This is a genomic window from Methylocystis sp. ATCC 49242 (genome assembly GCF_000188155.2).
GTDB lineage: Bacteria > Pseudomonadota > Alphaproteobacteria > Rhizobiales > Beijerinckiaceae > Methylocystis.
Window position 1 is genome coordinate 2,958,408 of sequence record NZ_KE124774.1, and the last position, 26,298, is coordinate 2,984,705.

The 26,298-nt window shown below is 66.6% G+C and carries 24 protein-coding genes; 6 read left to right on the plus strand and 18 right to left on the minus strand.

The window, feature by feature from the left end; all coding sequences use genetic code 11:
* Positions 1-56: 56 nt before the first annotated feature.
* Both MET49242_RS16460 and MET49242_RS16465 read left to right on the plus strand, forming a co-directional pair.
* Positions 57-2,339 carry an NADP-dependent malic enzyme gene (locus tag MET49242_RS16460; protein WP_036288453.1) on the plus strand — a complete coding sequence of 761 codons (2,283 nt, stop codon included), beginning with the start codon at positions 57-59 and terminating at the stop codon, positions 2,337-2,339.
* Between the two features lie 197 nt (positions 2,340-2,536).
* Positions 2,537-3,841 (plus strand): UDP-glucose/GDP-mannose dehydrogenase family protein, encoded by a 1,305-nt coding sequence (locus tag MET49242_RS16465; RefSeq protein WP_036284440.1) that lies wholly within the window; start codon positions 2,537-2,539, stop codon positions 3,839-3,841.
* Between the two features lie 109 nt (positions 3,842-3,950).
* On the opposite strand, the gene MET49242_RS16470 is transcribed toward MET49242_RS16465, so the two are convergent.
* From MET49242_RS16470 to hemA, 3 genes are all read right to left on the minus strand, one after another.
* On the minus strand, positions 3,951-4,193 hold the full coding sequence (locus tag MET49242_RS16470) for a hypothetical protein (RefSeq protein ID WP_036284443.1): 243 nt from the start codon (positions 4,191-4,193) through the stop codon (positions 3,951-3,953).
* 91 nt (positions 4,194-4,284) lie between these two features.
* Positions 4,285-4,527, minus strand: a complete 243-nt coding sequence (locus tag MET49242_RS25200; protein WP_144259669.1) for a hypothetical protein — start codon at positions 4,525-4,527, stop codon at positions 4,285-4,287.
* Positions 4,528-4,540: 13 nt separating this feature from the next.
* Positions 4,541-5,824, minus strand: coding sequence for a 5-aminolevulinate synthase (gene hemA, locus MET49242_RS16475; RefSeq protein WP_036284446.1), 1,284 nt, complete (start codon positions 5,822-5,824; stop codon positions 4,541-4,543).
* Positions 5,825-6,036: 212 nt separating this feature from the next.
* Here hemA and MET49242_RS16480 point away from each other — a divergent pair, with 212 nt between their 5' ends.
* Positions 6,037-6,546 (plus strand): pentapeptide repeat-containing protein, encoded by a 510-nt coding sequence (locus tag MET49242_RS16480; protein WP_036284449.1) that lies wholly within the window; start codon positions 6,037-6,039, stop codon positions 6,544-6,546.
* On the opposite strand, the gene MET49242_RS16485 is transcribed toward MET49242_RS16480, so the two are convergent.
* The 12 genes from MET49242_RS16485 to MET49242_RS16540 all read right to left on the minus strand — a co-directional run bounded on the left by MET49242_RS16485 (position 6,483) and on the right by MET49242_RS16540 (position 20,066).
* A complete protein-coding gene (locus MET49242_RS16485; RefSeq protein ID WP_036284451.1) occupies positions 6,483-7,868 on the minus strand; it encodes a M20/M25/M40 family metallo-hydrolase in 1,386 nt (461 codons plus the stop codon). The two genes, MET49242_RS16480 and MET49242_RS16485, sit on opposite strands and share 64 nt — an antisense overlap.
* A gap of 88 nt (positions 7,869-7,956) precedes the next feature.
* Positions 7,957-8,838 (minus strand): 3-hydroxybutyryl-CoA dehydrogenase, encoded by an 882-nt coding sequence (locus tag MET49242_RS16490; RefSeq protein WP_036284452.1) that lies wholly within the window; start codon positions 8,836-8,838, stop codon positions 7,957-7,959.
* A gap of 189 nt (positions 8,839-9,027) precedes the next feature.
* On the minus strand, positions 9,028-9,972 hold the full coding sequence (locus tag MET49242_RS16495) for an electron transfer flavoprotein subunit alpha/FixB family protein (RefSeq protein WP_036284455.1): 945 nt from the start codon (positions 9,970-9,972) through the stop codon (positions 9,028-9,030).
* A 1-nt stretch (position 9,973) separates the two neighbouring features.
* The gene (locus MET49242_RS16500; RefSeq protein WP_036284457.1) at positions 9,974-10,720 is read right to left on the minus strand and encodes an electron transfer flavoprotein subunit beta/FixA family protein; all 747 of its coding nucleotides are present in this window, start codon (positions 10,718-10,720) and stop codon (positions 9,974-9,976) included.
* 159 nt (positions 10,721-10,879) lie between these two features.
* Complete coding sequence (locus MET49242_RS16505; protein ID WP_036284459.1) at positions 10,880-11,722, minus strand: rhomboid family intramembrane serine protease; 843 nt, start codon at positions 11,720-11,722, stop codon at positions 10,880-10,882.
* Positions 11,723-11,776: 54 nt separating this feature from the next.
* Positions 11,777-13,204, minus strand: coding sequence for a lipopolysaccharide biosynthesis protein (locus MET49242_RS16510; protein WP_036284461.1), 1,428 nt, complete (start codon positions 13,202-13,204; stop codon positions 11,777-11,779).
* A gap of 169 nt (positions 13,205-13,373) precedes the next feature.
* On the minus strand, positions 13,374-16,397 hold the full coding sequence (gene ileS, locus MET49242_RS16515; protein ID WP_036284463.1) for an isoleucine--tRNA ligase: 3,024 nt from the start codon (positions 16,395-16,397) through the stop codon (positions 13,374-13,376).
* A gap of 206 nt (positions 16,398-16,603) precedes the next feature.
* Positions 16,604-16,891 (minus strand): hypothetical protein, encoded by a 288-nt coding sequence (locus MET49242_RS16520; RefSeq protein WP_036284465.1) that lies wholly within the window; start codon positions 16,889-16,891, stop codon positions 16,604-16,606.
* Between the two features lie 54 nt (positions 16,892-16,945).
* Positions 16,946-17,899 carry a bifunctional riboflavin kinase/FAD synthetase gene (locus MET49242_RS16525; RefSeq protein WP_036284467.1) on the minus strand — a complete coding sequence of 318 codons (954 nt, stop codon included), beginning with the start codon at positions 17,897-17,899 and terminating at the stop codon, positions 16,946-16,948.
* An 18-nt stretch (positions 17,900-17,917) separates the two neighbouring features.
* Entirely contained in the window at positions 17,918-18,403 is a 486-nt protein-coding gene (locus tag MET49242_RS16530) for a MaoC family dehydratase (protein ID WP_036284469.1), read from the minus strand.
* 50 nt (positions 18,404-18,453) lie between these two features.
* Positions 18,454-19,359: a TIGR01459 family HAD-type hydrolase gene (locus MET49242_RS16535; protein ID WP_051134267.1), complete on the minus strand. Its 906-nt coding sequence runs from the start codon at positions 19,357-19,359 to the stop codon at positions 18,454-18,456.
* Positions 19,356-20,066 carry a carbonic anhydrase gene (locus tag MET49242_RS16540; RefSeq protein ID WP_036284475.1) on the minus strand — a complete coding sequence of 237 codons (711 nt, stop codon included), beginning with the start codon at positions 20,064-20,066 and terminating at the stop codon, positions 19,356-19,358. Before MET49242_RS16540 ends, MET49242_RS16535 begins: the two co-directional genes overlap by 4 nt.
* Before the next feature lie 139 nt (positions 20,067-20,205).
* Here MET49242_RS16540 and MET49242_RS16545 point away from each other — a divergent pair, with 139 nt between their 5' ends.
* The 3 genes from MET49242_RS16545 to MET49242_RS16555 all read left to right on the plus strand — a co-directional run bounded on the left by MET49242_RS16545 (position 20,206) and on the right by MET49242_RS16555 (position 23,891).
* Positions 20,206-21,075 carry a CoA ester lyase gene (locus tag MET49242_RS16545; RefSeq protein ID WP_036284478.1) on the plus strand — a complete coding sequence of 290 codons (870 nt, stop codon included), beginning with the start codon at positions 20,206-20,208 and terminating at the stop codon, positions 21,073-21,075.
* Positions 21,076-21,161: 86 nt separating this feature from the next.
* On the plus strand, positions 21,162-22,481 hold the full coding sequence (locus MET49242_RS16550) for a COG4223 family protein (protein WP_036284480.1): 1,320 nt from the start codon (positions 21,162-21,164) through the stop codon (positions 22,479-22,481).
* A gap of 15 nt (positions 22,482-22,496) precedes the next feature.
* Positions 22,497-23,891 carry a heme biosynthesis protein HemY gene (locus tag MET49242_RS16555; protein WP_036284483.1) on the plus strand — a complete coding sequence of 465 codons (1,395 nt, stop codon included), beginning with the start codon at positions 22,497-22,499 and terminating at the stop codon, positions 23,889-23,891.
* Here MET49242_RS16555 and MET49242_RS16560 read toward each other — a convergent pair.
* The 3 genes from MET49242_RS16560 to MET49242_RS16570 are packed head-to-tail and all read right to left on the minus strand — an operon-like array spanning position 23,885 to position 26,235.
* Complete coding sequence (locus MET49242_RS16560) at positions 23,885-24,445, minus strand: Smr/MutS family protein (protein WP_036284487.1); 561 nt, start codon at positions 24,443-24,445, stop codon at positions 23,885-23,887. The genes MET49242_RS16555 and MET49242_RS16560 overlap by 7 nt on opposite strands.
* Positions 24,442-25,530: a murein transglycosylase A gene (locus MET49242_RS16565; RefSeq protein WP_036284490.1), complete on the minus strand. Its 1,089-nt coding sequence runs from the start codon at positions 25,528-25,530 to the stop codon at positions 24,442-24,444. Before MET49242_RS16565 ends, MET49242_RS16560 begins: the two co-directional genes overlap by 4 nt.
* A 3-nt stretch (positions 25,531-25,533) precedes the next feature.
* A complete protein-coding gene (locus MET49242_RS16570; RefSeq protein ID WP_036284493.1) occupies positions 25,534-26,235 on the minus strand; it encodes a Tim44/TimA family putative adaptor protein in 702 nt (233 codons plus the stop codon).
* Positions 26,236-26,298 lie beyond the last annotated feature (63 nt).

The window sequence follows — 26,298 nt, forward strand, 5'->3', positions numbered from 1 at the left end:
CCCCCGGCCCGGCTATGTTGCGGCGCAACAGCGCGGCGGACGAAAGGGCTTATGACATGGCGGATGACAAGACCACAACGGCCGACCGACCGATATTCTCCGACAAGGAGGCGCTGCTTTTCCATTCGCGCGGGCGCCCCGGCAAGCTCGCGGTCGTCTCGACGAAGCCCATGGCGACACAGCGTGATCTCTCGCTCGCCTATTCGCCCGGCGTCGCCGCGCCGGTGCTGGCGATCGCGAAAGACCCCTCGCTCGCCTATGACTACACGACGCGCGGCAACATGGTCGCCGTCATCACCAACGGCACGGCGATACTGGGGCTCGGGGATCTCGGCCCGCTCGCCGCGAAACCCGTGATGGAGGGCAAGGCGGCGCTCTTCAAGCGCTTCGCCGACATCGACTCCATCGACCTCGAGGTGGACGCCAAGGAAGTCGAGGATTTCATCAACGCCGTGCGTTTCCTCGGTCCGTCCTTCGGCGGGATCAATCTCGAGGACATCAAGGCGCCGGAGTGCTTCGTCATCGAGGAGCGCCTGCGCGAGATGATGGACATTCCCGTCTTCCACGACGACCAGCATGGCACGGCGATCATTTCGACCGCCGGCCTCATCAATGCGCTGAAGCTCACGGGCCGCGACATCGGGACCGCGAAACTCGTCTGCAACGGCGCCGGCGCCGCCGGCATCGCCTGTCTCGATCTCGCCAAGGCGCTCGGCTTCGATCCGCGCAACGTCACGCTCTGCGACACCAAGGGCGTCGTCTATCGTGGCCGGGAAGAAGGCATGAACCAGTGGAAGAGCGCCCACGCCGTCGAGACGAAGGCGCGCACGCTCGCCGAGGCGCTGGAGGGCGCCGACGTTTTCTACGGCCTCTCGGTGAAAGGGGCGCTCACGCCCGCCATGCTGCAGTCGATGGCGAAAGACCCGATCATCTTCGCCATGGCCAATCCCGATCCCGAAATCACGCCGGAGGAGGCGCGCGCCGCGCGGCCGGACGCCATCGTGGCGACAGGGCGTTCGGACTATCCCAACCAGATCAACAATGTGCTGGGCTTTCCCTATATCTTCCGCGGCGCGCTCGACGTCCGCGCGAAGACGATCAACATGGAAATGAAGATCGCCGCCGCGAAGGCGCTCGCCGATCTCGCCCGCGAGGACGTGCCCGACGAGGTCGCCAACGCCTATCGCGGCGCGCGGCCACGCTTCGGGCGCGACTATCTCATCCCCGCGCCCTTCGATCCGCGCCTCATCTCCGTCATTCCGCCGGCTGTCGCGCGCGCGGCGATGGATTCCGGCGTCGCCCGCCACCCGATCATCGACATGAAAGCCTATCGCGCCGAACTCTCGGCGCGGCGCGATCCGATCGCCGGCCTGATGCAGACGGTTTTCGAGCGGGTGCGGCGCGACCCCAAGCGCGTCGTCTTCGCGGAAGGCGAGGAAGAGCAGGTGATCCGCGCCGCGCTCAGCTTCGTCAATCAGGAGTTCGGCACGGCGGTGCTCGTGGGGCGGGAGGACCGCGTCCGCGCCTCGGCGGCCAACGCCGGACTGGAGCTGCCGCCGACGATCGAAATCCACAACGCCAAGCTCTCGCACCGCAACGCGATCTATGCGCAGTTCCTCTTCGAGCGCCTGCAGCGCAAGGGCTTCCTGTTCCGCGACTGTCAGCGCCTGATCAATCAGGACCGCAATCATTTCGCCGCCGCCATGATCGCGCGCGGCGACGCCGACGCGATGGTGACCGGCGTCACGCGTAATTTCTCCAACGCGCTCGAGGAAGTGCGCCGCGTCGTCGACCACAAGCCCGGCCATCGCGTGATCGGCGTGTCGCTCGTCCTGGCGAAAGGCCGCGTCGTGGTCGTCGCCGACACCGCCATCACCGAACTGCCGGAGGCGGAGGAGCTGGCCGAGATCGCCATCGAGGCGGCCGGCGTCGCCCGCCGCATCGGGCTGACGCCGCGCGTCGCCATGCTGGCCTTCTCCACATTCGGCTATCCGCCGGGCGAGCGCACCGCCCGCGTGCATGAGGCCGTCCGCGTGCTCGATCAGCGTCGCGTCGACTTCGAATATGAAGGCGAAATGGGCGCGGACATCGCCCTCAACAAGGATCTGATGAGCGCCTATCCCTTCTCCCGCCTGAAGGACACGGCGAACGTCCTTGTCATGCCAGCGTTTCATTCGGCCGCTATCTCGACCAAAATGTTGCAGGAGCTGGGCGACGCGACGGTGCTCGGACCGCTGATCGTCGGACTCGACAAACCGATTCAGATCGTCCAACTCGGCGCGACGGACATGGATATCGTCAATATGGCGGCGCTCGCCGCCTTCGGCATAGGGGGCTGACGCCGCCGGCCTTTTCCGGGAAGCGTCGCCCCCCGTCCCTCGGGACGCGGCCGCCGGGCGCGCCTCGCGGACGGGACGGCGCACGACTTCCCGACGCCCGGATTCCCGAGCCTTTGCAGGCTGTTGCGCAGGCCGCCGGCGCGGCGGGGAAATCCGTTCCCGGCAGCCGATGAAGCGGCGCATTTGGAGAAGCGACTGTGAACATCACGATGATTGGTTCGGGTTATGTGGGTCTCGTGTCGGGCGCCTGCTTTGCGGATTTTGGTCACAAGGTGATTTGCGTCGACGCCGACGCCTCCAAGATCGATCGGCTGAAGAGGGGGGAAATTCCGATCTTCGAGCCCGGCCTCGACGAACTCGTCGCCAATAACGTCAGGCAGGGCCGCCTCTCCTTCACCACCGATCTCGAACCCGCCGTCAAGGGCGCGGACGCCGTCTTCATCGCGGTGGGCACGCCCTCGCGCCGCGGCGACGGACACGCCGATCTCTCCTTCGTCTACGCCGCCGCGAAGACGATCGCCTCGGCGCTCGACGGCTTCACCGTCGTCGTCAACAAATCCACCGTGCCCGTCGGCACCGGCGACGAGGTCGAGCGCATCATCCGGGAGGTCAATCCCACCGCCGATTTCGCCGTCGTCTCCAATCCGGAGTTCCTGCGCGAGGGCGCCGCCATCGAGGATTTCAAGCGGCCCGACCGCGTCGTGATCGGCGTGGAAGACCCGCGCGCCCGCGAGGTGATGGAGGAGATCTACCGGCCGCTGTCGCTCAACGCGCCGCCGCTGGTCTTCGTGGGCCGCCGCACCTCGGAGCTGACCAAATACGCCGCCAACGCCTTTCTCGCCACCAAGATCACCTTCATCAACGAGATCGCCGATCTTTGCGAGAAGGTCGGCGCCGACGTGCAGGAGGTCGCGCGCGGCATCGGTCTCGACAAGCGCATCGGCGCCAAATTCCTGCACGCCGGACCGGGCTATGGCGGCTCCTGCTTCCCGAAGGACACGCTGGCGCTGATCAAGACCGGGCAGGACGAAGGCTCGAGCCTGCGCATCGTCGAGACGGTGGTGGCGGTGAACGACGCCCGCAAGCGGGCGATGGCGCGCAAGATCATCATGGCGCTCGGCGGCTCCGTGCGCGGCAAGAAGATCGCGCTGCTGGGTCTGGCCTTCAAGCCCAACACCGACGACATGCGCGACGCGCCGTCACTCGCCATCGTCGCCTCGCTCGCCGGCGACGGGGCCGAGGTGCACGCCTATGATCCCGAGAGCATGGAGCAGGCGCGCCCGCTGATGCCGGAAGTGACCTTCCACGACGACGCCTATTCGGCGCTCGAGGGCGCGGACGCGCTCGCCATCGTCACCGAATGGGACGCTTTCCGCGCGCTGGATCTCGACCGCGTCAAGAGCCTGCTGAAACAGCCGATCATCGTCGATCTGCGCAATGTCTACCGACCCGCAGACGTCCGCAAGCGCGGCTTCGCCTATGTCAGCGTCGGGCGCAAATAGAGCGCTTTACGCCAAAGTGGAAACCGGTTCGGCGCCAGGAAGCGCGTCAAAAAAGCTGGAGCCCCGATCCGATGAAATCGGATCGGGAAAGGCTCTCGGCGCCCGATCCTCAAAGATGCAGATGAGGAAACAGGCCGGAGACGCGGTGGATGAGAAAAAATCCGGCGGCGAGATGCATGACCAGCGAGGTGGAGCCGTAGCCGAAGGCGAAAAGGCCGGCGGCCTCCATCGCGCCTCTCAGATAGCGCCGGCTGCGCAGCTTCTTGCGAAGCGGAATGCGGGGTTTCCGGCCGGCGGCTCGATTGGCGGCGCAGACCGCGCTCTCGTCGAAAGAATAGCTGATACGGCTCATGGTGAAGACCTCCCATGTGCTGATGTGGTTGCCGGTTCGTAATTCGAATCGAATAGGCTTCGCTTCTTAACGGCGCGCGAAGAAGATGTTTTCAAATGTCGTCATTTGAAATCCGGTCGTGCATTTTTGGTGGACGGCGCGGCGTTTCGAGCATCCCGCCTTTACGCCCGAGATAGGACGAAGTTTTTGCCGCGAAACGGGGATTTTCAAATGCATCCGATGCGGTCGCGCGAATGTTAACCGTTTCTGAAACGAATCCGCCGCCCCTTCGATGAATTGTTTTCCGATCCCGAAAATGAAAACGCCCGCGACGCTGCGCGGGCGTGTCTTTCAAGACGGCGGCGGGTTTACTGCGCCGCGAGCTTGATCTCGGGATAGGTGCAGCGCTCGTCGCTCTTCTCGTCGACGTGCAGATGCGTCGGCTCGACAAAGGCGATGCCGAGCGTATGCCAGACATCCACCAGCGCCTCGACGAGCTGCGCTATATGCGCCTGCGTGTGGCGCGGCGTCGGCGTGATGCGCAGGCGCTCGGACCCTTTCGCGACCGTCGGATAGTTGATCGGCTGGATATAGACGCCGTGGCGGGTGAGCAGCAGGTCGCTCGCGGCCTTGCACAGCTCCGCGTCGCGCACCATCACCGGCACGATATGAGAGCCATTGTCGAGCACGGGCAGGCCGGCGGCCGACAACGCATGTTTGGTGATATGGGCCGCGCGCTGATGCGCCGCGCGCAAATCCGGCCGGCGCTTCAGCAGCCGCACGGCGGCGCAGGCGGCCGCGGCCACGGACGGCGGTATGGCCGTGGAGAAGATGAAGGCGGCGGCATATGAACGGATCGCGTCGATGACCAGCGCGTCGCCCGCGATATAGCCGCCCATTGTGCCGAAACCCTTGGCGAGCGTGCCCTCGATCACGTCGATGCGGTCCATGACGCCTTCGCGTTCGCAGATACCGCCGCCGCGCGCGCCATACATGCCGACGGCGTGCACTTCGTCGACATAGGTCATCGCGCCATATTTCTCGGCCAGCGCCGCAATGTCGGCGACAGGGGCGATATTGCCGTTCATGGAATAGAGGCTCTCGAAGACGACGAGCTTGGGCCGGTTTCCGGCCTCGATCAGCAGCTCCTCGAGATGCGCGAGATCATTGTGGCGGAAAATCTTGCGTTCGGCGCGCGAGCGCTTGACGCCCTCGATCATCGAATTGTGGTTCGAGGCGTCCGAGAGAATGAGACAGTCGGGCAGGAGATCGGCGATCGTGGAAATCGCGGCGAGATTGGAAATCCAGCCCGAGGTGAAGACCAGCGCCGCCTCCTTGCCATGGAGGTCGGCGAGTTCGCGCTCAAGCTCGACAATGGCGTGGCTGGTGCCGGAAATGTTGCGCGTGCCGCCCGCTCCGGCGCCGACCCTCGACGCCGTGTCGACCATTGCGGAGATCACCTCCGGGTGCTGGCCCATGCCGAGGTAGTCGTTGGAGCACCAGACGGTGACGTCGTCGACGCGGCCGTCGTCGCGGTGCCAACGGGCGAGGGGGAAGGTCTCGACGTCACGCTCGAGATGCACGAAGACTCGATAGCGACGCTCGTCCTTCAGACGGGAGACGGCGGCTTCGAAATATCGCCGGTACACCATTCCGTTACCCTTCAGACTTGATGTTCGTCAGCCCTGTGAACCGCCGGCGAAGCCCCGTCCTGCCGCGCCATCCAGTTTGGACGTTTTCTTACATAGCCCATCCCGGACCCAATTGCGAGCGGCGGATTGCCGCGTGATAGCAGAGTGTTCCGCCGCACCGCCATATCCGCCGGCATGCTTAATGATGGCGCCACGCCACAGGAGGCGACGCCATGTTGATCGAGGGATGCGCATACGACGTCACGACGGGTCCGCCGGAAAGCTGGAGCGACGCCATCTTCAGCTGCTCGACTTTCCGGGGGCTGGAGATCGAGGGCGCCGGGATCGACGGGGCGCTGATCCATTGCGCGCTGGAAAATGTCGACTGGTATTGGGGCCTCTTCAACGCCGCGCTGGTCGCCCGGACGGATTTCACGAAATGCGTCTTCCGCGGCTGTTCCTTTCGCGGCGTCGATTTTGCGCAATGCCGCTTCGAGGGTTGCCGATTCGTAAACGACAATCTCGGAGGCTCCTGCATATTCGACGATTGCCGGCTCGTGGAATGCGTTTTCGAGGGCTGCGAAATCCTGGCCGGGCCCGCCCGCGATCCGCTCTTCACGCGCGCGTTTTTACGGCTGCGCGCAGTCGCGCAGCCGGGGATTCGAGGGGCTATGCTGATTCAGGCCGCCAGCGCGTCCAGCACCCGCGCCCAGCTTCGCGCGCCCTTGTGGAAGGACGTGTAGCTGTATTTCTCGTTGGGCGAATGAATCCGGTCGTCGTCGAGCGCGAAGCCGATCATCAGCGCGTCCATGTCGAGATCGCGCTTGAAGGCGCCGACGATCGGGATCGAGCCGCCGCAGCCCGCGAGCACGGCGTCCTTCCCCCATTCCTCGCCGAGCGCGCGGCGGGCGCGGTTCAGCGCCTCCGAGCCGAAGGGGAGCTGTAGCGCGCCCGAGGCGCCGTGGGAGATGAATTCCACCTTCGCGTCCGCCGGCAGGCGCTCGCGCACGAAGGCGCGGAAGCTCTCCATGATCGCTTTCGGATCCTGTGTCCCGACGAGCCGGAAGGAGAATTTGGCCGAGGCCTGCGCCGGCAGCACGGTCTTGGAACCCTTGCCGGTGTAGCCGCCGACGATCCCGTTCACGTCGCAGGTCGGGCGCGCCCAGATCTGCTCCATGATCCCCCGGCCCGGCTCGCCGCCGACGCGGGTGAGGCCGACGTCGGCGAGCCATTTGCGCTCGTCGAACTCCAGCGCGCGCCATTGCTCTGCGATGTCCTCGGGAATTTCAGGCACGCCGGCGTAAAAGCCCGGGAGCGTCACCTTGCCGTCGGCGTCGTGCAGATCGGCGATGATCTTCGAGAGCACATGGACGGGATTGTTCACCGGCCCGCCGAACATGCCGGAATGAAGGTCGTGACTCGCGATGCGGATCACCACTTCCTCCTGCGCGAGGCCGCGCAGCATGACGGTGATGGCGGGCGTCCTTGCGTTCCACATGCTCGTGTCGCAGACGAGTGCGAGGTCGGGCTGCGAGAGCTCGTCCCTGTGCTCGGCGAGGAAGCCCGGAAGCGAGGGCGAGCCCGTCTCCTCCTCGCCCTCGAAAAGGAAGGTGACGTTGCAGGGAAGCCCGCCGTTCGCCTCGAAGGCGCGGCAGGCCTCGAGGAAGGTCATCAGCTGTCCCTTGTCGTCGGAGGCGCCGCGGGCGACGATGTCCTGCCCGTCCTTGCCGTCGGCGAGACGCGGCGCGAAGGGATCGGCCTCCCACAGCTCCAGCGGGTCCGGCGGCTGCACGTCGTAATGGCCGTAGAACAGCACATGCGGCGCGTCCTTGCGCTTCGCCTTCGCATGGCCGACGACGATGGGATGGCCCGGCGTCTGGCGCACATCCGCCGTATATCCCAGACCTTTGAGCTGATCGGCGAGCCAGTTGGCGGCGCGCTGGCAATGCTGGGTGAAGGCCGGGTCGGTCGAGACCGAGGGAATGCGCAGCAGGTCGAAAAGCCGCTCGGTCGAGGCGGGAAGATTCGCGTCGATGGAATTCAGAACCGCGTCGATTGTCGCCATGGAATCAGTCCTTCGCAGATTGACGCGAAAGCTAGTGCGGCGACGCGGCGGAGGGAAGGCGCCTGTGCGGCGAACCTTCCCGAATTGATCACCGCGTCGGCGTCGGCGTGCCGCTGCGGTAGTCGTAGAAGCCGCGCTGCGTCTTCTTTCCGAGCCAGCCGGCCTCGACATATTTCACCAGCAGCGGACAGGGGCGGTATTTCGTGTCGGCGAGGCCTTCGTGCAGCACCTGCATCACGGAGAGGCAGGTGTCGAGGCCGATGAAATCGGCGAGCTGCAGCGGACCCATCGGATGATTGGCGCCGAGCTTCATCGCCGTGTCGATCGCCTCGACCGAGCCCACGCCCTCGTAGAGCGTATAAATCGCCTCGTTGATCATCGGCAGCAGGATGCGGTTGACGATGAAGGCCGGGAAATCCTCGGACACGGTGACCGTCTTGCCGAGCCTGGCGCAGAAGGCCTTCGCCTCCTCGAAGGTCGCGTCGTCCGTCGCGATGCCGCGGATGAGCTCCACGAGCTGCATCCGCGGGACCGGATTCATGAAGTGGATGCCGATGAAGCGCTCCGGCCGGCCGGTGATGGAGGCGAGCCGCGTGATCGAGATCGACGAGGTGTTGGAGGCGATGATGCCGTCGGGCTTCACGACCAGCGCGACGTCGGTGAGGATCTTGCGCTTGACCTCCTCATTCTCGGTCGCCGCCTCGATCACGATGTCGCAGTCGCGGAAGTCCTGAATCGCCGGCGCGGCGGTGATATGCGGCAGGGCGGGAGCGATGAGGCTCGCGTCGAGATGGCCGCGCTCGGCGGATTTGCGCATCTGAACGCCGATGTCCTCGATGCCGGCGGCGATCCGTTCGGGCGTGACGTCATTGATGGCGACGTCGTATCCGGCGATCGCGCAGACATGCGCGATGCCCTTGCCCATCTGGCCCGCGCCGATGACGCCAACCTTGCGAATCTCGAAGCTCATTGTTCGAACACCATTGCGAGAGGACCGCTGCGGCGATCTGGGACGACTGCATTGCAAAACAGTCGTCGCCGCACTGCAATATAACGCGCGTTCGGTTCGAAAGAAAACCGGAAAACTTGGCCGGTAACCCGTTTTGGATCGTCTCCCCGCCCCGCCGGGGCGGGAGCGGGGAGCGAAAATGATCGCCGCTCAGCGCCCCATCTTGGCGAGTTCGGCGTCGAGCTCCGGCACGGCCTGGAAAAGATCCGCCACGAGGCCGTAGTCGGCCACCTGGAAGATCGGCGCCTCTTCGTCCTTGTTGATCGCGACGATGACCTTGGAGTCCTTCATGCCGGCGAGATGCTGGATCGCGCCGGAAATGCCGACGGCGATGTAGAGCTCCGGGGCCACGGCCTTGCCGGTCTGGCCGACCTGCAGATCGTTGGGCGCATAGCCCGCGTCGACCGCCGCGCGCGAGGCGCCGATGGCGGCGTTGAGCCTGTTGGCGACCGGATCGAGCACCTTGTGGAAATTCTCCGCCGAGCCGAGCGCGCGGCCGCCGGAGATGATGATCCGCGCGGACGTCAGCTCGGGACGCTCGGACTTCGCAAGCTCCTCGCTCTTGAAGGACGACACGCCCGGATTGGCGGCGGCGCCGATCGACTCGACGGCCGCCGAGCCGCCCTCGGGGGCGGCGGCGAAAGCCGTCGTGCGGACGGTGATCACCTTTTTGGCGTCCCTGGCGCGGACCGTCTGCACGGCGTTGCCGGCGTAGATCGGGCGCTCGAAAGTGTCGGCCGATACGACCTTGATGATGTCCGAGACCTGCGCCACGTCGAGGAGCGCGGCGACGCGCGGCAGGATGTTTTTCGTCGCGCTGGTCGAGGGGGCCATGATCACGTCATAGGAACCCGCGAGGCCGACGATGAGCGCAGCGACCGGCTCGGCGAGCACATGGTCGAGCGCGGCGTCCTCGGCGTAGAGGACCTTCTCCACGCCCGCGAGCTTCGCGGCCTGGTCGGCGGCGGCCTTCAGGCCGGGGCCGGCGACGAGAATATGGATCGGGCCGCCGATCTGCTGGGCGGCGGTGAGCGCCTTGGCGGTCGCGGGCGCGAGGGCGCCATTGGCGGTTTCGGCGAGAAGCAGAATCGTCATCTTACAGAACTCCCGCTTCCTTTAGCTTCGAGACGAGTTCGGCGACGGAGCCGACCTTCACGCCCGCCGAGCGGGTCGCGGGTTCGGCGGTCTTCAGCACTTCGAGGCGCGGCGTGATGTCGACGCCGTAATCGGCGGGCGCCTTGACGGCGACCTCCTTCTTCTTCGCCTTGATGATGTTCGGCAGGCTGGCGTAGCGCGGCTCGTTGAGGCGCAGGTCCGTCGTGACGATCGCGGGGAGCTTCAGGCTCACCGTCTGGAGGCCGCCGTCGATCTCGCGGGTCACGTCCACGGAGCCGTCGGCGAGTTCGACCTTCGAGGCGAAAGTGCCCTGGCCCCAGCCCAGCAGAGCGGCGAGCATCTGGCCGGTCTGGTTCGAATCGTCGTCGATCGCCTGCTTGCCGAGAATGACGAGGCCGGGCTGCTCCTCGGCGACGATCTTGGCGAGGATCTTGGCGACGGCGAGCGGCTCGACGGTCTCGTCGGTCTTCACGAGGATGCCGCGGTCGGCGCCCATGGCGAGGCCGGTGCGCAGGGTCTCGTCCGCCTTGGCCGGTCCGATCGAGACGACGACGACTTCCGTCGCCTTGCCGGCTTCCTTCAGGCGCAGCGCCTCTTCGACGGCGATTTCGTCGAAGGGGTTCATCGACATCTTCACATTGGCGAGATCGACGCCCGAGCCGTCGGGCTTGACCCGGATTTTGACGTTGTAATCGACCACCCGCTTCACGGGCACGAGAATCTTCATCGTGCGACCCCCTGGCGAAATCCGCCCTTGCGTGTCGGAACGCGCGCGCGTCCCTTTCTTTGCTGGAACCTTTGCGCGGTCTGGTAACGGGGGCGCGTTCCCAAGTCAAACGGGGATGTCAAGTCGAAGGCGAGACCCGGCGACGCGGGCGCTTTCCCGTCAGCCTTCGGTCTTCGCATCCGCCGGCGGCGGAAGATTCTGCGGGGGCGCGGGCGGCGGCGGCTGTCGCGGCCCGCGGTCGAAGAGCGGATGGCTGCGGCGCTTGAAAAACGGCGTCAGGATCAGCCCCACCACAATGCCGCCGACATGGGCCATCCAGGCGACGCGGCCCTCGCCCCCGCCGGTCGCATTGAGCAGCTGGATCAGGATCCATGCGCCGATGAAAAGAAAGGCGGAGGCGTGGAAGGAGAAGAGCGGCGGCCTGAGGCCGAGGATCCGGCTGTTGGGCGCGCGCGAACGGTCGAAGAGCGCCACGAACCAGACCGGCATCAGCAGCATGGTCAGCGGCGGAAAGAAGCCCGTTACGGTCGCGTGCGGATAGAGCAGCAGAAAGGCGACGCAAACGCCCGAAATCGCGCTCGAGGCGCCGATCAGCGGCGCGATCGAATCCGGCGTCGTGTAGACATAGAACACGCCCGCGCCGACGCCGCAGGAGAGGTAGAAGAGCAGATAATGCAGCGAGCCCATCGCGTCTTCGACATTGTCGCCGAAGACGTAGAGAAAGAGCATGTTGCTCGCGATATGCAGCACCGAGGAGTGGAAGAACAGCGACGTCAGCAGCGTCAGCGGCGCCGGCGGGCCGACGATCCAGTCCGCGAGCGTCGCCTCGCCGAAAAGCACGCGCGGAATGACCGCGAAACCGCGGATGAGCGTCAGGGGATCGCCGAACGCCTCGCTGTAGACGAGGAGGAATACGACGACATTGAGCGCGATCAGCGTCCAGTTGACGATTGGCCGGCGCAGACGCCGCATGGGCGCGTCGTCGTAAAGCGGCATCACCATCGCGCGTTCCTCCTCATTCGGCCGAACTCTAACATAGGCGCGCTTTTTCGCCTGTCACGCCCGCGCGATGAGCGGGCGCAACAGGGCGAGGGCGATGCTGCGCAGGCCGGCGATATCGAAAATGACGACCATGACGCCGTAAATCGCCGCGCCCGTTCCGATCTGCAGGAGCATCGTGAAGAAGCCGGGCTCGAAAGCCCGCATCGGCGCCAGCGCAAGATACATCACGCCGGTCGCCACCAGCGCCGCGAAGACGTCCCAGAAGGACGGCCAGACCGGCTGCGCGCGCAGCGCATAATAGATCGTGACGGCGAGCGCGGCGAGATAGCCGCCCGCCTGCGCAATGGCGAGATTGGACGCGTCCCGTCCCCAGGGCAGCACGAAAAGCAGCGCCAGCGACACGACGACGGCGGCGACCGCCGCGACGATCAGCGGCGCGGTGCGCTTTTCGATCTGGAACACGGGATTGATCCCGAAACTCATGAAGCCCATGGCGAAGAGGCCGGGCAGCAGCAGGCCGAGATAATGGCCGAAGGGTCCGCGAAACTGCCCCGGCACGATCAGCGCCTCGACCGAGGGCATGACGAGCCAAAGCCCCACGCAGGCCGGCAGAAGGAAGACGAAGACGACGCTCATGTTGCGCGCGACCTGCTCCTTGGCGCGGTCCTCGCCATGCTCCTCATGCGCCGCCACGGCGATCTGGAACAGGAGCACGTCCAACGCCGAGCCGAAGGCCATGACCGCGCGCATGCCGAGATCATAGGCGAGCGAAAACTGCCCCGTCTCCGCAAAGTCGTAGACGCTGGCGACGATCGAGCGCGAGGCGAGCGGCATCGCCTGATAGAGGAGATGCGCGGCGACGATGGGCGCGCTGTAGGCGACGAGCCATTTCGTCGTCTGCAGCTCCGCCGCGCGGAAGGGGGCGCCGGGATCGCGCAGCGCGGCGCGGGTGAAGAGCACCGTGCCGAACAGGCTCGCGACGCCGCCGGCGAGCGCGACGCTCGCCGAATGAAACAGAAATGCGCCGCCGCCGATGAGAACGAGCGCGAGAGCGTTTTTGACGAATAGCAGCCGCCCGTAGGCGTGGTCGTGAAAGCGCGCGCGCGCCAGCGCGGTCGAATAATCGAACAGGCCGTTCGCCGTCGCGGTGAGCAGCGCGAGAAGGATGAGGTCGCTTTCGAAATCGAGCTCGGGACCGATCAGCGCATAGAGGCCGGTGCTGAGAAAGAGAAAAAGCGTGACGCCGAGAAAGGACGCGTCCATCGTGGCGCGCACCGCCGGCACGCTGTCGCGCGTGCGCTCGGAATAGAAGCGCGTCGCCGAAAGCCTCAGCCAGTCGTAGAGCGCCGTCTGGACGACGACGGCGATGGCGAAGGCGAGCGCGAAGCGGCCGTATTCCTCGGGGCCGAGAAATTTCGCGACCACGAGGCCGATGAAGAAATTGGTGATCGTGTTGAGGAGAAAGGCGAGGAGGACTTTCACTTGACGGCTGTCCCCTCCCCGACCCTGCCCGGCTGCGCGGCGGACGGCGCCGGCGCGCCGCCTTCGCGGGGACTCCCGTTCACACTGATTGCGAGTCGTCGCCTGCCCGCCGCGCAGGAGCGCGACAGGGAGGGAACGGGACGCGCTCGCAGCCTTTTCATGCGACCCGTCAGGCGCTCCAGCGGCCGAGCGCCTGCAACTCGCGCAGCGCCTGAGCGTCGCGGCGGGTGACGCCCGGATATTCCGGATCGGCGGTCGTCGGGTCGAAATATTTCCATGAGCGCGCGCATTTCACGCCCGATGCGCGATTGGGGACCACCGCCACATTCGCGACCTCGGGCAGACGGAACGCATCTGCGGGACCATCGCCGGATTCGATGCGAATATCCGAAACGATGCAGATTTCCGCGAAATCCACGCCGTCGAGATCGATGCGCAGCTTGGCGTCGGAAATATAGACTGTCGGAGCCGCTTCGAGCGAGGAGCCGATGCGCTTCTGCGCGCGCTCGATTTCCAGCGCGCCGGTGACGACCGAGCGGATGGCGCGCACGCCCTCCCACTTCTTGGCCAGCGCCTCGTCGCGCCAATGCGACGGGACGTCGGGGAAGCTCTCGACATGAACCGACGTCGCATCGGGATAGCGCGCGAGCCACGCCTCTTCCGCCGTGAAGACGAGAATCGGCGCGAGCCATGTCGTCACGCAGCGGAAGATCCGCTCGATCACGGCGAGGGCCGCCTTGCGCTTCACGCTCGACGGCGGCTCGCAATAGAGCGTGTCCTTGCGGATGTCGAAATAGAAGGCGGAGAGATCGCTTGTCATGAAGGGCGTGAGAAGCGCCACGACCTTCTTGTAATCGAAAGCCGCATAGGCGGAGCGGACAGCGGCGTCCATCTCGACGAGACGATGCAGCATGAGACGTTCGAGTTCGCCCGCATGTTCGAGCGCGGCGTCGTCGCCCGATTCGTAATGCGCAAGCGTGCCCAGCATCCAGCGCAGCGTGTTGCGCAATTTGCGATAGAGTTCGACGAAGGTCTTGAGAATTTCCGGACCCACGCGCAGATCGTCGGCGTAGTCGGACGCCGCGACCCACAGGCGCAGAATGTCGGCGCCCGAATCCGCGATCACCTTCTGCGGCGCGACGACATTGCCGAGCGACTTGGACATCTTGCGTCCCTTCTCGTCGAGCACGAAGCCATGCGTCAGCACGGCGTCATAGGGCGCGCGCCCGCGCGTGCCGCAGCTTTCGAGAAGCGAGGAATGGAACCAGCCGCGATGCTGGTCGGAGCCTTCGAGATACATCACCTCATCGGCGCCGCCATCGCGCTTGCGGTTGATTCCGGCAAGCGCGGGGAAGTTCGCCGGATCGTCCAGCACGAAGGCGTGCGTGGAGCCCGAGTCGAACCACACGTCGAGAACGTCGGAGACTTTCTCGTAATCAGCGGGATCATATTCAGGCGCGAGGAAACGCGCGGCGGCGCCGGTCTCGTACCAGGCGTCGGCGCCTTCCTTCTCGAAAGCCTCGACGATGCGGGCGTTGACGCGCGGATCGACGAGAATGTCGTGCGTTCCCTTCTTCACGAAGACCGCGATCGGCACGCCCCAGGCGCGCTGGCGCGAGACGACCCAGTCGGGACGATTGGCGATCATGCCGCGGATACGATTCTCGCCGGCCGCTGGCGTCCATTGCGTGCGCGCGATCTCTTCCAGAGCGATGGCGCGCAGCGTCGGCCGATTTCCGCGATCCGTATCCTGAGGAGCTTGCGAAGCGCGCGCCTCGTCAGGATGAGGGTTCGATTGCGAGAACGGCTTGTCCATCGCGATGAACCATTGCGGCGTGTTGCGGAAGATGACCGGCTTCTTCGAGCGCCAGGAATGCGGATATTGATGCTTGAGTCTGCCGCGCGCGATGAGATTGCCCGCGGTCACGAGGGCCTGAATCACCGATTCATTGGCGTCGCCCTTGTCGCCCTTGTCGGTGATGACGCGTTTGCCCTCGAAGCCCGGCGCTTCCTTCGTGTAGAAGCCATCCTCGTCGACCGTGTAGGGAATGCGCGCATCGATTCCGGCCTCGGCGAGGCGACGGCCGTTCGCCATCCATATATCGAAGTCCTCGCGGCCATGTCCCGGCGCCGTGTGCACGAAACCCGTGCCAGTGTCGTCGGTGACATGGTCGCCGTCGAAGAGCGGCACGTCGAAATCGTAACCCAGATGCGCGAGGGGATGGGCGCAGACGAGCCCGCTCAGCATCGCGGCGGGAACGTCATGCAGGCGCTCATAGGCGTCGACCTTGGCGGCCTTGAACACTTCATTCGCCAGCTTGTCGGCGAGGATGAATTTCGAGCCCGGCAGCGCCCAATTGTTCTCCGGCGCATGGGTGACGTGGTAGAGGCCATAATCGATCTTCGATGAAAAGGAGATCGCGCGATTGCCCGGCAGCGTCCAGGGCGTCGTCGTCCAGATGACCACGCGCGCCTCGGAGAGGTCGCCTTCCGCGCCGCGCGGGATGGGGAACGCCACCCACACCATGTCGCTGGTGTGATCCTCATATTCGACTTCCGCTTCAGCGAGCGCGGTCTTCTCGACGACCGACCACATCACGGGCTTGGAGCCGCGATAGAGCAGGCCGTTCTCCGCGAATTTCATGATCTCGCGGGCGATGATCGCCTCGGCGGGATAGGCCATTGTCGCATAGGGACGATCCCACTCGCCGGCGACGCCGAGGCGCTTGAACTCCTCGCGCTGCACGGAAAGCCAATGCTCCGCATAGGCGCGACATTCGCGGCGGAAGGCGACCATTTCCTCTGGCTGCGCGAAGTCGGGCTTCTTCTTGCCCTTGGCGCGGTAGTTCTCTTCCTCGATCTTCCATTCGATCGGCAGGCCATGGCAGTCCCAGCCCGGCACATAGACGCAGTCCTTGCCGGTCATGCGCTGGCTGCGCGTCACCACGTCCTTGAGGATCTTGTTCAGCGCGTGGCCGATATGGATGTTGCCGTTGGCGTAGGGCGGGCCGTCATGGAGCGTGAATTTCGGGCGGCCCTTCGCCGCCTCGCGCATCTTTTCGTTGAGGCGGATTTCTTCCCAGCGCTTAAGGAACTCGGGCTCGCGCTGGGGCAATCCCGCGCGCATCGGAAATTCCGTGACCGGAAGATAGAGGCTTTTCGAATAGTCGGGCCCTTTGGGAGTGTCGTTCATCGCTCAAAAACCGGTCATCAGCCGCGGCGACGCCGCCGGCAAGGTTCGGGTCACATAGAGGATTTGAAGAAAAAGCGCCAATGCGCCCGACCCCGGACCCCGCGCGAAATCAATCCCGAGCGCGGGCCGGGCCGGTGATTCGTGACGCGCGAACAATGACCATGCCGTTGTCTATCAAGCGCAGGCGCGGCCGCAAAGCGGAAAAATCAGCGTAACCGCCTGTTCGACCCGCCGCCGATGAGCCCGGAGAACCAGGCGCCCAGTCCCAGCACGGCCGCGACCGGAACGAGGATGAGGAACAGGCCGGAAAGGAAGAAGAAGCCGAGCGCCAGCAGGAGAAGGAGGCCGAGGCCGACCATCAGGCTGCCGAACGGCCCGAGCCTGACGAATTTCACCTCGCCGCCGCCGGTGGAAATCCAGATGCGCGAGGAGGTCTCGTCGCGGAATTCCTCGCCGGGCGGTATGATCTCGATATCGCGCTTTTCTTCGCTCATGGCGGGCTCCTGTCTCGCTCATAAGATAAGCCGCCGGAGCATCGTGGCAAACTTCTATCGTCTCGCGAGGATTTCCCGCGCCCTGTCGCTGTCGTCATGCATCCGGTCGATCAGCGCCTCGACGCTGTCGAACTTTTCCTCGCCGCGGATGAAGCCGTAAAAGGCCACCTCGACTTCCTTGCCGTAGAGATCGCCGTCGAAATCGAAGACGAAGACTTCGAGCAGCGGCGCGCCATTGTCGAATGTGGGGCGCCGGCCGAAATTGGCGACGCCGTCACGAGTGACGCCGTCCGCCTGAAGCGTAACGGCGTAAATGCCGTGACGCAGCCGGTTCGAGGGATCGAGCGCGATATTGGCGGTGGGGAAGCCCAGAAGCCGGCCGCGCTTGTCGCCGTGACGCACCCGGCCCAGCACGAAATAGGGGTGGCCGAGAAGGCGGCGCGCCGCGGCCACGTCGCCCTTCTCCAGAAGCTCCCGCGTCGCCGTGGAAGAGACGGCTTCGAGACTGCCGTCCTCGTCCTGGGTGATTCGGTCGACGATCTCGACGGCGAAGCCGAGCCGATTCCCCTCCGCGACAAGAAATTCCGGCCCGCCCTCGCGGCCCGCGCCGAAGCGGAAGTCATAGCCGGCGACGACGGCCGAAAGGCCGAGCCGCTTCACCAGAATTTCCTCCGTGAACTCCCGCGCCGGCCGGGCGGCGAAGGCCCTGTCGAAAGTAAGGACGATCATGCCGTCGAGCCCGAGGCGGGCGGCCTGGGCCGCCTTGGCGTCGGGAGGCGTGAGGCGGAAGATCACCGATTGGCCGGCGAAGACGTCCGCGGGATGCGGCTCGAAGGTCAGCAGCGCACAGGGCTTGCCGAGCTTTTTCGCCAGCGCCTGCGCGCGGGCGACCACGCCGCGATGGCCGCGATGCAGCCCGTCGAAATTGCCGAGCGCCGCGACGGCGCCGTCGAGCCCCGCGGGCGGAGAGGCAGGGTCGCGCGCGACGATGAAGGAAGGATCGGTCACGGCGGGGGCCGATCGGCGTCAGGCCGACGCCGGCTTCTCCGCTGGCGCCGCCGGCGAGGCGGCGCGCGCCGCCTGTTCGCGCGAAGGCACCATCACCGTCGCCTCGCCATCGAGCACCACCTTGCCGTCGACGAGACACTCGCATTTGAGCTTGGCGCGGCGGCCCTTCTCGACGAGCTCCACCACCTCGACCACGACAGTGATGACGTCGCCGATTTTCACGGGCGCCCGGAAGTTCAGGGTCTGCGAAAGATAGACCGCGCCCGGGCCGGGCAGATACATGCCGATGACGGTCGAGATCAGCGAGGCCGTGTAGAGGCCATGGACGATGCGTTCGCCGAAGCGCGTCTTGGAGGCGAAATGATCCGACAGATGGATCGGATTGCGGTCGCCCGACAGATCGGCGAAGGCGATCACGTCGTCGTCCATCACCGCCTTCATCAGCGTCTCGCGCATGCCGACGCTCAGATCCTCGAAATAATAGATTTTGAACGGCGTCGACATGGGTTTCACCGGATTGTTGCGCGGAGTTGGGGCGAAGCGCCCGCACCCTTTTACCAGAAAACTTCGCGAGCCAAAGCGACAGGACGCGCGCCCGCGACCTCGATCAGCCGCGCGAGCGCCAGCGGGTCGAGATCCTCGCCCGTCGGGCGCAGCTCCAGCGCATGCACGCCTTCCGTGATGAAGAGGCAGTCGAGCCCGACGCGCCCCGCGCCGGTCAGATCCGTGACGGCGCCGTCGCCGACCGCGAGGATCCTCGATTTCTCCAGCGGCGCGCCCCGCAGGCCGGCCAGGCGCTCCATAGCGGCGGCGTAGATCGGCGGATGCGGCTTGCCGAACATGGCGACCCGACCGCCGAACATGGCGTATCGCTCGGCGAGCGCCCCGGCGCAGTAGACGATATCGTCGCCGATGGCGACGACGATGTCGGGATTGGCGCAGAGCATTTCGAGCCCGCGCGCCGCGAGCGTCTTCAGGCCCGGATCGTAATCCTGCGGCGTCTCCTCACGCTCGGCGAAAAGCCCGGTGCAGACGATGTAGTCCGCTTCTTGCGGCCCGACCTTGCGGATGGGAGCGCCGAGGCGCCGTCCCGCCTCCTCGAAGAGACCGTTGTCGCGCGGCGGGCCGAGGTGGTAGCAGGCCTGCCCCTCGCGGGCGAGCATGCCCCGAAGCGTCAGCTCGCCCGCCGAGACGAGATCGTCGAAACAGTCTTCAGGCAGGCCGAGGCCGAGAAGCTGGCGTCGGACTTCGTCATCGGGGCGCGAGGCGTTGGTGATGAGGACGACCGAACCGCCCTTCGCGCGAAAGCGCCGCAACGCTTCGGCGGCGCGCGGAAAATGACGCTTGCCGTCGATCAGCACGCCCCAGACGTCGCAAAGCAGCGCGTCATAGCGACCGGCGATTTCGTGAAGGCCCTCGATCACGGGAATATCCGCCACGGGCGACTGAACGGGCGTCAAAACCGCGCCTCTGTGAAGGCCGCGGCGTAGGCTCTTTCGCCGACGGGCAGAAAGGCGCCGGTCTGCTCCTGGAGCCAGAACAGCCGGCCGTCGGAAATGCGGAACAGCGCGCCATGCAACGTCAGGTGTTTGTGGTGCTCCAGCACCTGCACCATCGGGAAGGTGCGCAGATTGCGCAGGGTCTGTTTGATGGCTTCGAACTCCAGCCGCTCTATGTATCGCGGATCGTCGGGATTGGGCGCAACGCCGAGCCGCTCCGCGGCCGGCGCCAGCATCTTGATCCAGTCGCCGATGAAGTCGCTGTGGCTCAAGGGGGGCGTCTCGGGCCGCGCGATGTTTTCGGCATAGGCGCGCACGCCGCCGCAGAGGCCGTGGCCGAGCACGACGACATGCTCCACCTTCAGCGCCATCACGGCGTATTCCAGCGCCGCCGAGGCGCCGTGATGATGGTCGTCCGGCTCATAGGGGGGCACGAGCGCGGCGACGTTGCGCAACACGAACAATTCGCCCGGCCCCGCGCCGAAGATCGCCTCCGGCGCGACGCGCGAATCGCTGCAGCTGACGATCATGGTTTTCGGGGTCTGGCCCTTGGCGAGCTCCCGGAACTTGTCATATTCGGCGACGAAACGGCCGGCGAGAAAACTCTCGTAGCCTTCGAGAAGATGCTGCGGCGGCCCGCCGATGGGTGTTTCTTCCGGGACCGCCAATCTCGACCTCCGTCCGTCTGGAGAACGCCGCGACCGCGAAATTCTCTCATGCGGATGGCGGAACAGCCTCTTATTGTGTAGACGGGGCGGCAAGGCAAGAGAAGATCGAGCCTGCAAGATAACCTGTTCGGAGCCCGATATGATTTCGAAATTGAAACGCAGCGTCCTGGCGATGCCGGGCTCCAACGCCCGGGCGCTGGAGAAGGGCAAGAGCCTTCCCGCCGACGTTTTGATGTTCGAACTCGAGGACGGCGTCGCGGAGTCGGCCAAGGCCATGGCGCGCGAGCAGGTCGCCGCCGCCGTCTCGCGCGGCGGCTATGGCGCGCGTCAGGTCGTCGTGCGCGTCAACGCCCGCGGCTCGGAATGGTACAAGCCCGACGTCGCCGCCATCGCGCCCACGGGGCCGGACGCCATCGTCATCCCCAAGGTCAATTCGCGCGACGACATTCTGAAGGCCGCCGCCGACATCGTCGCCGCCGGCGCGCCGCTCAGGACAAGGCTCTGGGCGATGATCGAGACGCCGCGCGCCATCTTCGACATCGAGAAGATCGCCAGCGCCGCCGACGATCCGGCGTCGCGGCTCGAGGTGCTGGTGCTCGGCCCCAACGACATCGCCAAATCGACCCGGGCGCGGCTCACGCCCGGCCGGCCGGCGCTGCTTTCCTGGCTTTCGGCGGGAGTTCTCGCCGCGCGTGTCCACAATATCGAGATCATCGACGGCATCTACAACGACTTCAACGACGAAGCGGGGCTTCGCCGCGAGGCGGAGCAGGGCCGCGACATGGGCTTCGACGGCAAGATGCTCATCCATCCGAACCAGATCGGCCCGGTGAACGAGATTTTCGCCCCGAGCGCCGAGGAGGTGGATTTCGCCCGCAGGATCATCGCGATCTTCGACGAGCCGGAAAACGCCGAGAAGGGCGTCGTGCAGATCGACGGCAAGATGGTCGAGCGCCTGCATCTCGACATCGCCCGCCGCACCCTCGAGCTGATGGCCGCCGCGGGCTGAACCCGGCCGCAGCCGCCGGGCGCCGGCCTGTTTCGCAGGCGCCCGGGCTCCATTATAGTTTTCGCCAAACTGCGAGGATTTCGACCATGGCCGGACCCGACGCCGACGAGAAGGATAATGTTCCAGCGGTGGAGGGCGGAGCCGGCGACGCCGGAAAGACGCCGGAAGCGCCCCGAAAGCCGCCCGGCGCGGCGCGGCGCGGCGGCGGCCTGCTCATGAAACTGTCCGGCTCGGCGCTGCTGCTCCTGATCGCGATCGGAGCAGGCGGCTATGGCGCGCTGATTTTCAAGGATAAGGATCCGCGCATCCGCCTCGTGGCGGACTATGTCGAAAGCGGCGTCGGCGAAGCGCAATCGGCGCTCGACAAGGCGCAGGCCAGCCTCGCGGAGCTGATGGGCGAGACCAAGCCGGCCAAGGGCTCGAAGGTCACGACCTACCGGGCGGCGCCGCTCGCGCAATCGCCCGAACCCGAAAAAGCGCCGGAGCCGGTCAAGGCTCCAGAGCCGGCGAAAGCGCCGGAGCGCGTCGAGAAGGCTCCCGAGGCGCCGGCCGCCCCCGCGCAACCGGCTTTTTCCGCCGCCGACGCCGTCGCGCTCGAAGCGCGCGTCGAGGCCACCGTCGAGGCCTCCAACGAGCTGGCGCGCAAGGCGCTGCAACTCGCCGAATCGGCCCTGGCGGCGGCGGAGGCCGCGAAATCCGGCAGGGCCGCCGCGCCCGGAGCAACGGCTCCCGCCGACGCCGGCGGCTTCACGGCCGAGGAGATGAGTTCGGCGCTAGAGGGGCGCATCGACGCGCTCGGCGATCAGCTCAAGGCGCTGGCCGACCGTCTGGACTCGCCCAAGAACGAGACCCGCGCCGCGCCCGAGGCCGAGGCGCCGAAAGCGCCCGCGGCGGACGGCGCCGCCACGACGGTGGTGGTCGCCTTCACGCTCCAGCGCGAGCTCGAGGCGGGGCGCCCCTACGCCGACGAAATCGCGGCGCTGACCCGCCTCGGGGCCGACGCCGGCGTGATCGCAAGTCTCTCGCCCATGGCGGAGAAGGGCGCGCCGACGGGAGCGCAGCTGCGCGAAACTTTCGCGCCGATCGCCAAACGCCTGCGCGCCGCCGAAAATCATGCGGGCGGGGATCTGGCCGAGCATCTCCTGCATGGCGCGAGCAAGCTCGTGAAAGTCCATCCCACCGGCCAGCCGCATCCGGAAACGGTCGACGGGAAGCTCGACAAGATCGACGCCGCGCTCGTCCACGGCGACTTCGCGGCGGCGCAGGCGGCTTTCGAGAGCCTGCCGGAGGCGGCGCAGGCCGAGGGGAAGGAATTCGGCGAAATGCTTCAGCAGCGCATCGCCGCCGCTAAGGCCGCCGACGATCTTCTGCACAGCGCCATCGCCGCCCTGGGCGGCCAGAAATAAGCGAGAGCGCCAGCCATGCTGTTTTTATTCTTCTTCATCCTCGCGCTGGCCGTCGTCGCCCTGGGCCTCGAATGGCTGATCGAGCAGCCTGGCTCGCTGACGCTCGAATTCGCGGGCTGGCACATGGAGGCGTCGATCCCCGTGGCGGTCGCCGGCCTTCTGCTGCTGATCGCGACCGTCATCGTGGTCTGGGCGATCGTCGTGGCGCTGATTCGCCTGCCCCGCCGCATGGCCGGCGGCTCTCGCGAACGGCGCCGGGAGCGGGGCCTCGACGTGATTTCGCAGGGCCTTGTCGCCGTGGGAGCAGGCGACCTCGCCCGCGCGCGAAAGGCCGCGGCGCTGGCCGAGCGCCTGCTGCCCGGCGAACCGCTGACGCAGATGCTCAATGCGCAGGCGGCTCAGCTCTCCGGCGACCATCAGGCGGCGGCGAAAGCCTTCCACAAGATGACGCTGAAACCGGAGACGAAACTTCTGGGCCTGCGCGGCCTGCACATCGAAGCTAAACGGCGGCAGGACGCGGAAGCGGCGCATCATTTCGCGAAGGCCGCCCATGAGATCGCCCCGCTCCCCTGGGCCGGCTCCGCCGTGCTCGAACATCACGCCGCCGGGGGCGACTGGGAGAAGGCCCGCGCGGCGGTCGAGGCCAATCTCGCCGCCAAGGCGATCGACGCCGCGACCGCGCAGAATTTGCGGGCGGTGATCGAGACGGCGATGGCGATGGAGAAGGAGCGCGAGCATCCCCACGACGCGCTGCGCCTCGCCCGCCAGGCGCTGAAGCGCCGCCCCGGATTCCCGCCCGCTGCCGCAACCGCCGCGCGCGTGCTGATTCACCATGGCGACCGCAAACAGGCGCTCAAGCTCATCGAGACCGTATGGGCGACGAAGCCCCATCCCGATCTCGCGGAAGTCTATTTCGAGGCGTTGCCCGACGAGTCGAACAGCCAGCGCGTCGCGCGCATCGAGAAACTCGCCAGACTCGCGCCCGACGCTCCGGAGAGCCGCCACATTCTCGCGCAGGCCGCGCTCTCGGCCCGCGACTTCACGAAAGCGCGCGAGGCGCTGGCGCCGCTCGTCGCCGCGGGTCAGCACCCCACGGCCCACACCTGCCTGCTCATGGCGGAAATAGAGGACGCCCAGAACGGCCCGAGCGGGCCGGTGCGCGAATGGCTCGCGCGCGGATCGCGGGCGCCGCGCGACCCTGCCTGGATCGCAGACGGCGTCGTCTCGAAACACTGGCTGCCGATCTCGCCGGTCAGCGGCAAGCTCGACGCCTTCGAGTGGAAGATCCCGCCCCATTCGGCCCAGCACCTCACCGAAGAGGGCCAGCCGAACATTCCGGCCGCCTTCCTCGCGCGCCAGCCGGCGTCGCTGGAAGCGCCCGCGTCGGGCGCGGGCGGCGTCGCTCAGTAACCGCGGGCGCGATCCGCGCGGCGGATGCGCACATAGAGCGCGCCTTCGCCGCCGTGATGCCGCGCCGCCTCGCCGAAGCCGACGACGACGTCGCGCAGATGCGGCGACTGCAGCCACATGGGGACGGCGCGCCTCAGCACGCCGCCCTCCTCGCGCGACAGACCCTTTCCGGTGACGACGATCGCCACCTTCGCGCCTTCCGCCTGAGCGCGGCGCAGAAAGGACGTGAGGGCGCGCTGCGCCTCGTCCTGCCGCATCCCATGCAGATCGAGCTTGGCGTCGACCTCCAGCCTCCCGCGCTTGATCTTGACGCGCGTGCGATGATCGATGTCGACGAGCGGCGTGACGGCGGGCCGCGGGGGCGGCGGCGGGCGGTCGCGGTTGGGCGCGGCCGCGGAAATCTTGTGGGGCGGCTCCTTCGCCGAGGTCGGCGCGGCTTCGACCGGCGGGGCGGGGCGCGCATGAAAGGGCCGCACATTGGCCGTCACGATCGTCCAGAGCTCGGCCTCGGCGTGCGACAGCCGGCGGGTGTATCGGCGCGGCCCCTCGCTCACGGCGCAGCCTCGTCGACCGGCAGGAAAACGGTGAATTCGGCCGGATGGCGCACCAGTCCGGCGCGCCGGCCGGCGGCGTCTCCCGCGCCGAAGAACAGATCGGCGCGGGCCGCCCCGAGAATAGCCGACCCTGTGTCCTGCGCGATCATCAGCCGCTCCAGCTTCGCTTCCGTTTCATCCTGCCACGGAACGCGGGTTTCGATCCAGAAGGGCAGGCCATAGCACCAGATCGACCGGTCGACGGCGATGGACCGCAGAGGCGTGAGGGCGCAGCCCTCTCCGCCGATCGGGCCGACCTGCCGGTCGCTCGACGCGTCGATACCGAAGAATACAGAAGATCGGTTTTCCTGCATCAGCTTCCGGCCGGGCTCGCCGCTGGCCGCTCCCAGACGGCGCAGGGTCGCTTTCATCGTCTCGAGCGACATTTCGCCGGCCGGCGTGATCCCGCGTTCGATCAGAAGCCTGCCGATGGAGGTGTAGGGCCAGCCGTTGCGGCCGTCATAGGTGAGCGGGAGGCTCGCGCCGTCCGGAAGCCGCAGCCGAGCCGAGCCCTGCACCTGCATAAGAAACAGCTCTACCGCGTCGCGCACGAAGGCGATGGGCCGGGAGCCGGTCGCGGCGCCTTCTTCCTCGATCGCGCGACGGTCGGGATAGGGCGCGAGCGTTCCGTCAGCCGCGCGGCGCGCGCTCGTCAGGGTCTCTCCGGTCGGGAGCCGCAAGGGGGCTTCGTTCAATGTGACGAGATCGGGCGGTCGCGACAGGATCGGCGTCTCGAAGCCCGGCTCCGGCGCAAGTCGCGCCTCGACCTCGGGCTCGTAATAGGCGGTGACGAACCCGGCGCGGTTCAGCCGAAAGGGCCGGAACCAGCGCCGGAAGAAATCTTCGGGGTTCGCCTCTTCGAGTGCGGCTTGTGAGGCCGCGACGAGGCCGGGAGGCGGCTGGCGGGCGGGACGCTGTTCGGTCTCCGCCGTCACAATCCGGACGGCCGAGCGCCGAAAGGCCGCGAGGGCTTCATCGAGACTGTCGCGAGTAAAACCGTCGAGCGCCTCGAAGGCGACGGGCGACAGACCTTCAGGCCGGCGCACCGCTTATTCTGCGGGTCGCGTCGCGACGAGTTTCCAGTTCGGGTCCGAGGCGCGCGGGTCGCGCGCAAAGGTCCACAATTCGACGACCGGAATCGTATGTCCGCCCTCGATCGTCTCGCCTTCCTTGTTGCGGCGCAGATTCATCAGCCGTGTTGCGAAGCGCACGGTGATCTCGTTGAGACGCGGCGCGGCGCGGGCCGACTCCACCAGCGCGGAATCGATGGCTATGACGGCCGTCTCCATCGTCTCGCCATTCTCTTCGCGACGAGCGATCTCGGCGGCGAAGCCGTCGAAAACCTCCTTGGAAAGAAGCGGACGCAACTGGTCCCGGTCGCCCCTGGCGAAGGCCGAGACTATCATGTCATAGGCGCGCCTGGCGCCGTCCAGAAAAGCCTGGCCGTCGAAACGCGGGTCCGCAGCGGCGATGGCGTCGAGGCCGGAGGCGGCTGCGCCGCCCTTTTCGGCGACGCCCTCCCAGCTCGCAGGGACGTTGCGCCTCGCGGCCGCGCCATCGTCGAGCGGCGCGGCGCCGGGTAGCGGCGTGGCGCCGGCGGGCGACGGTCGCCTCGGCTGGAATTGCGCCGGCGGCGGAGCGTCGCGATCGACGCGCACGCCCAGGACTGAACGCAGCTTCCAGATGACGAAGACAGCAAGCGCCGCAAAGACGACGAGCGACGGATCGAAAGGTTCGCCGGTTGGCGCCATTGGTCACTCCCGAATCTCTTTGGTGTCGGCTAACATGTCGAGGCCGATATGTCACGAATCAAG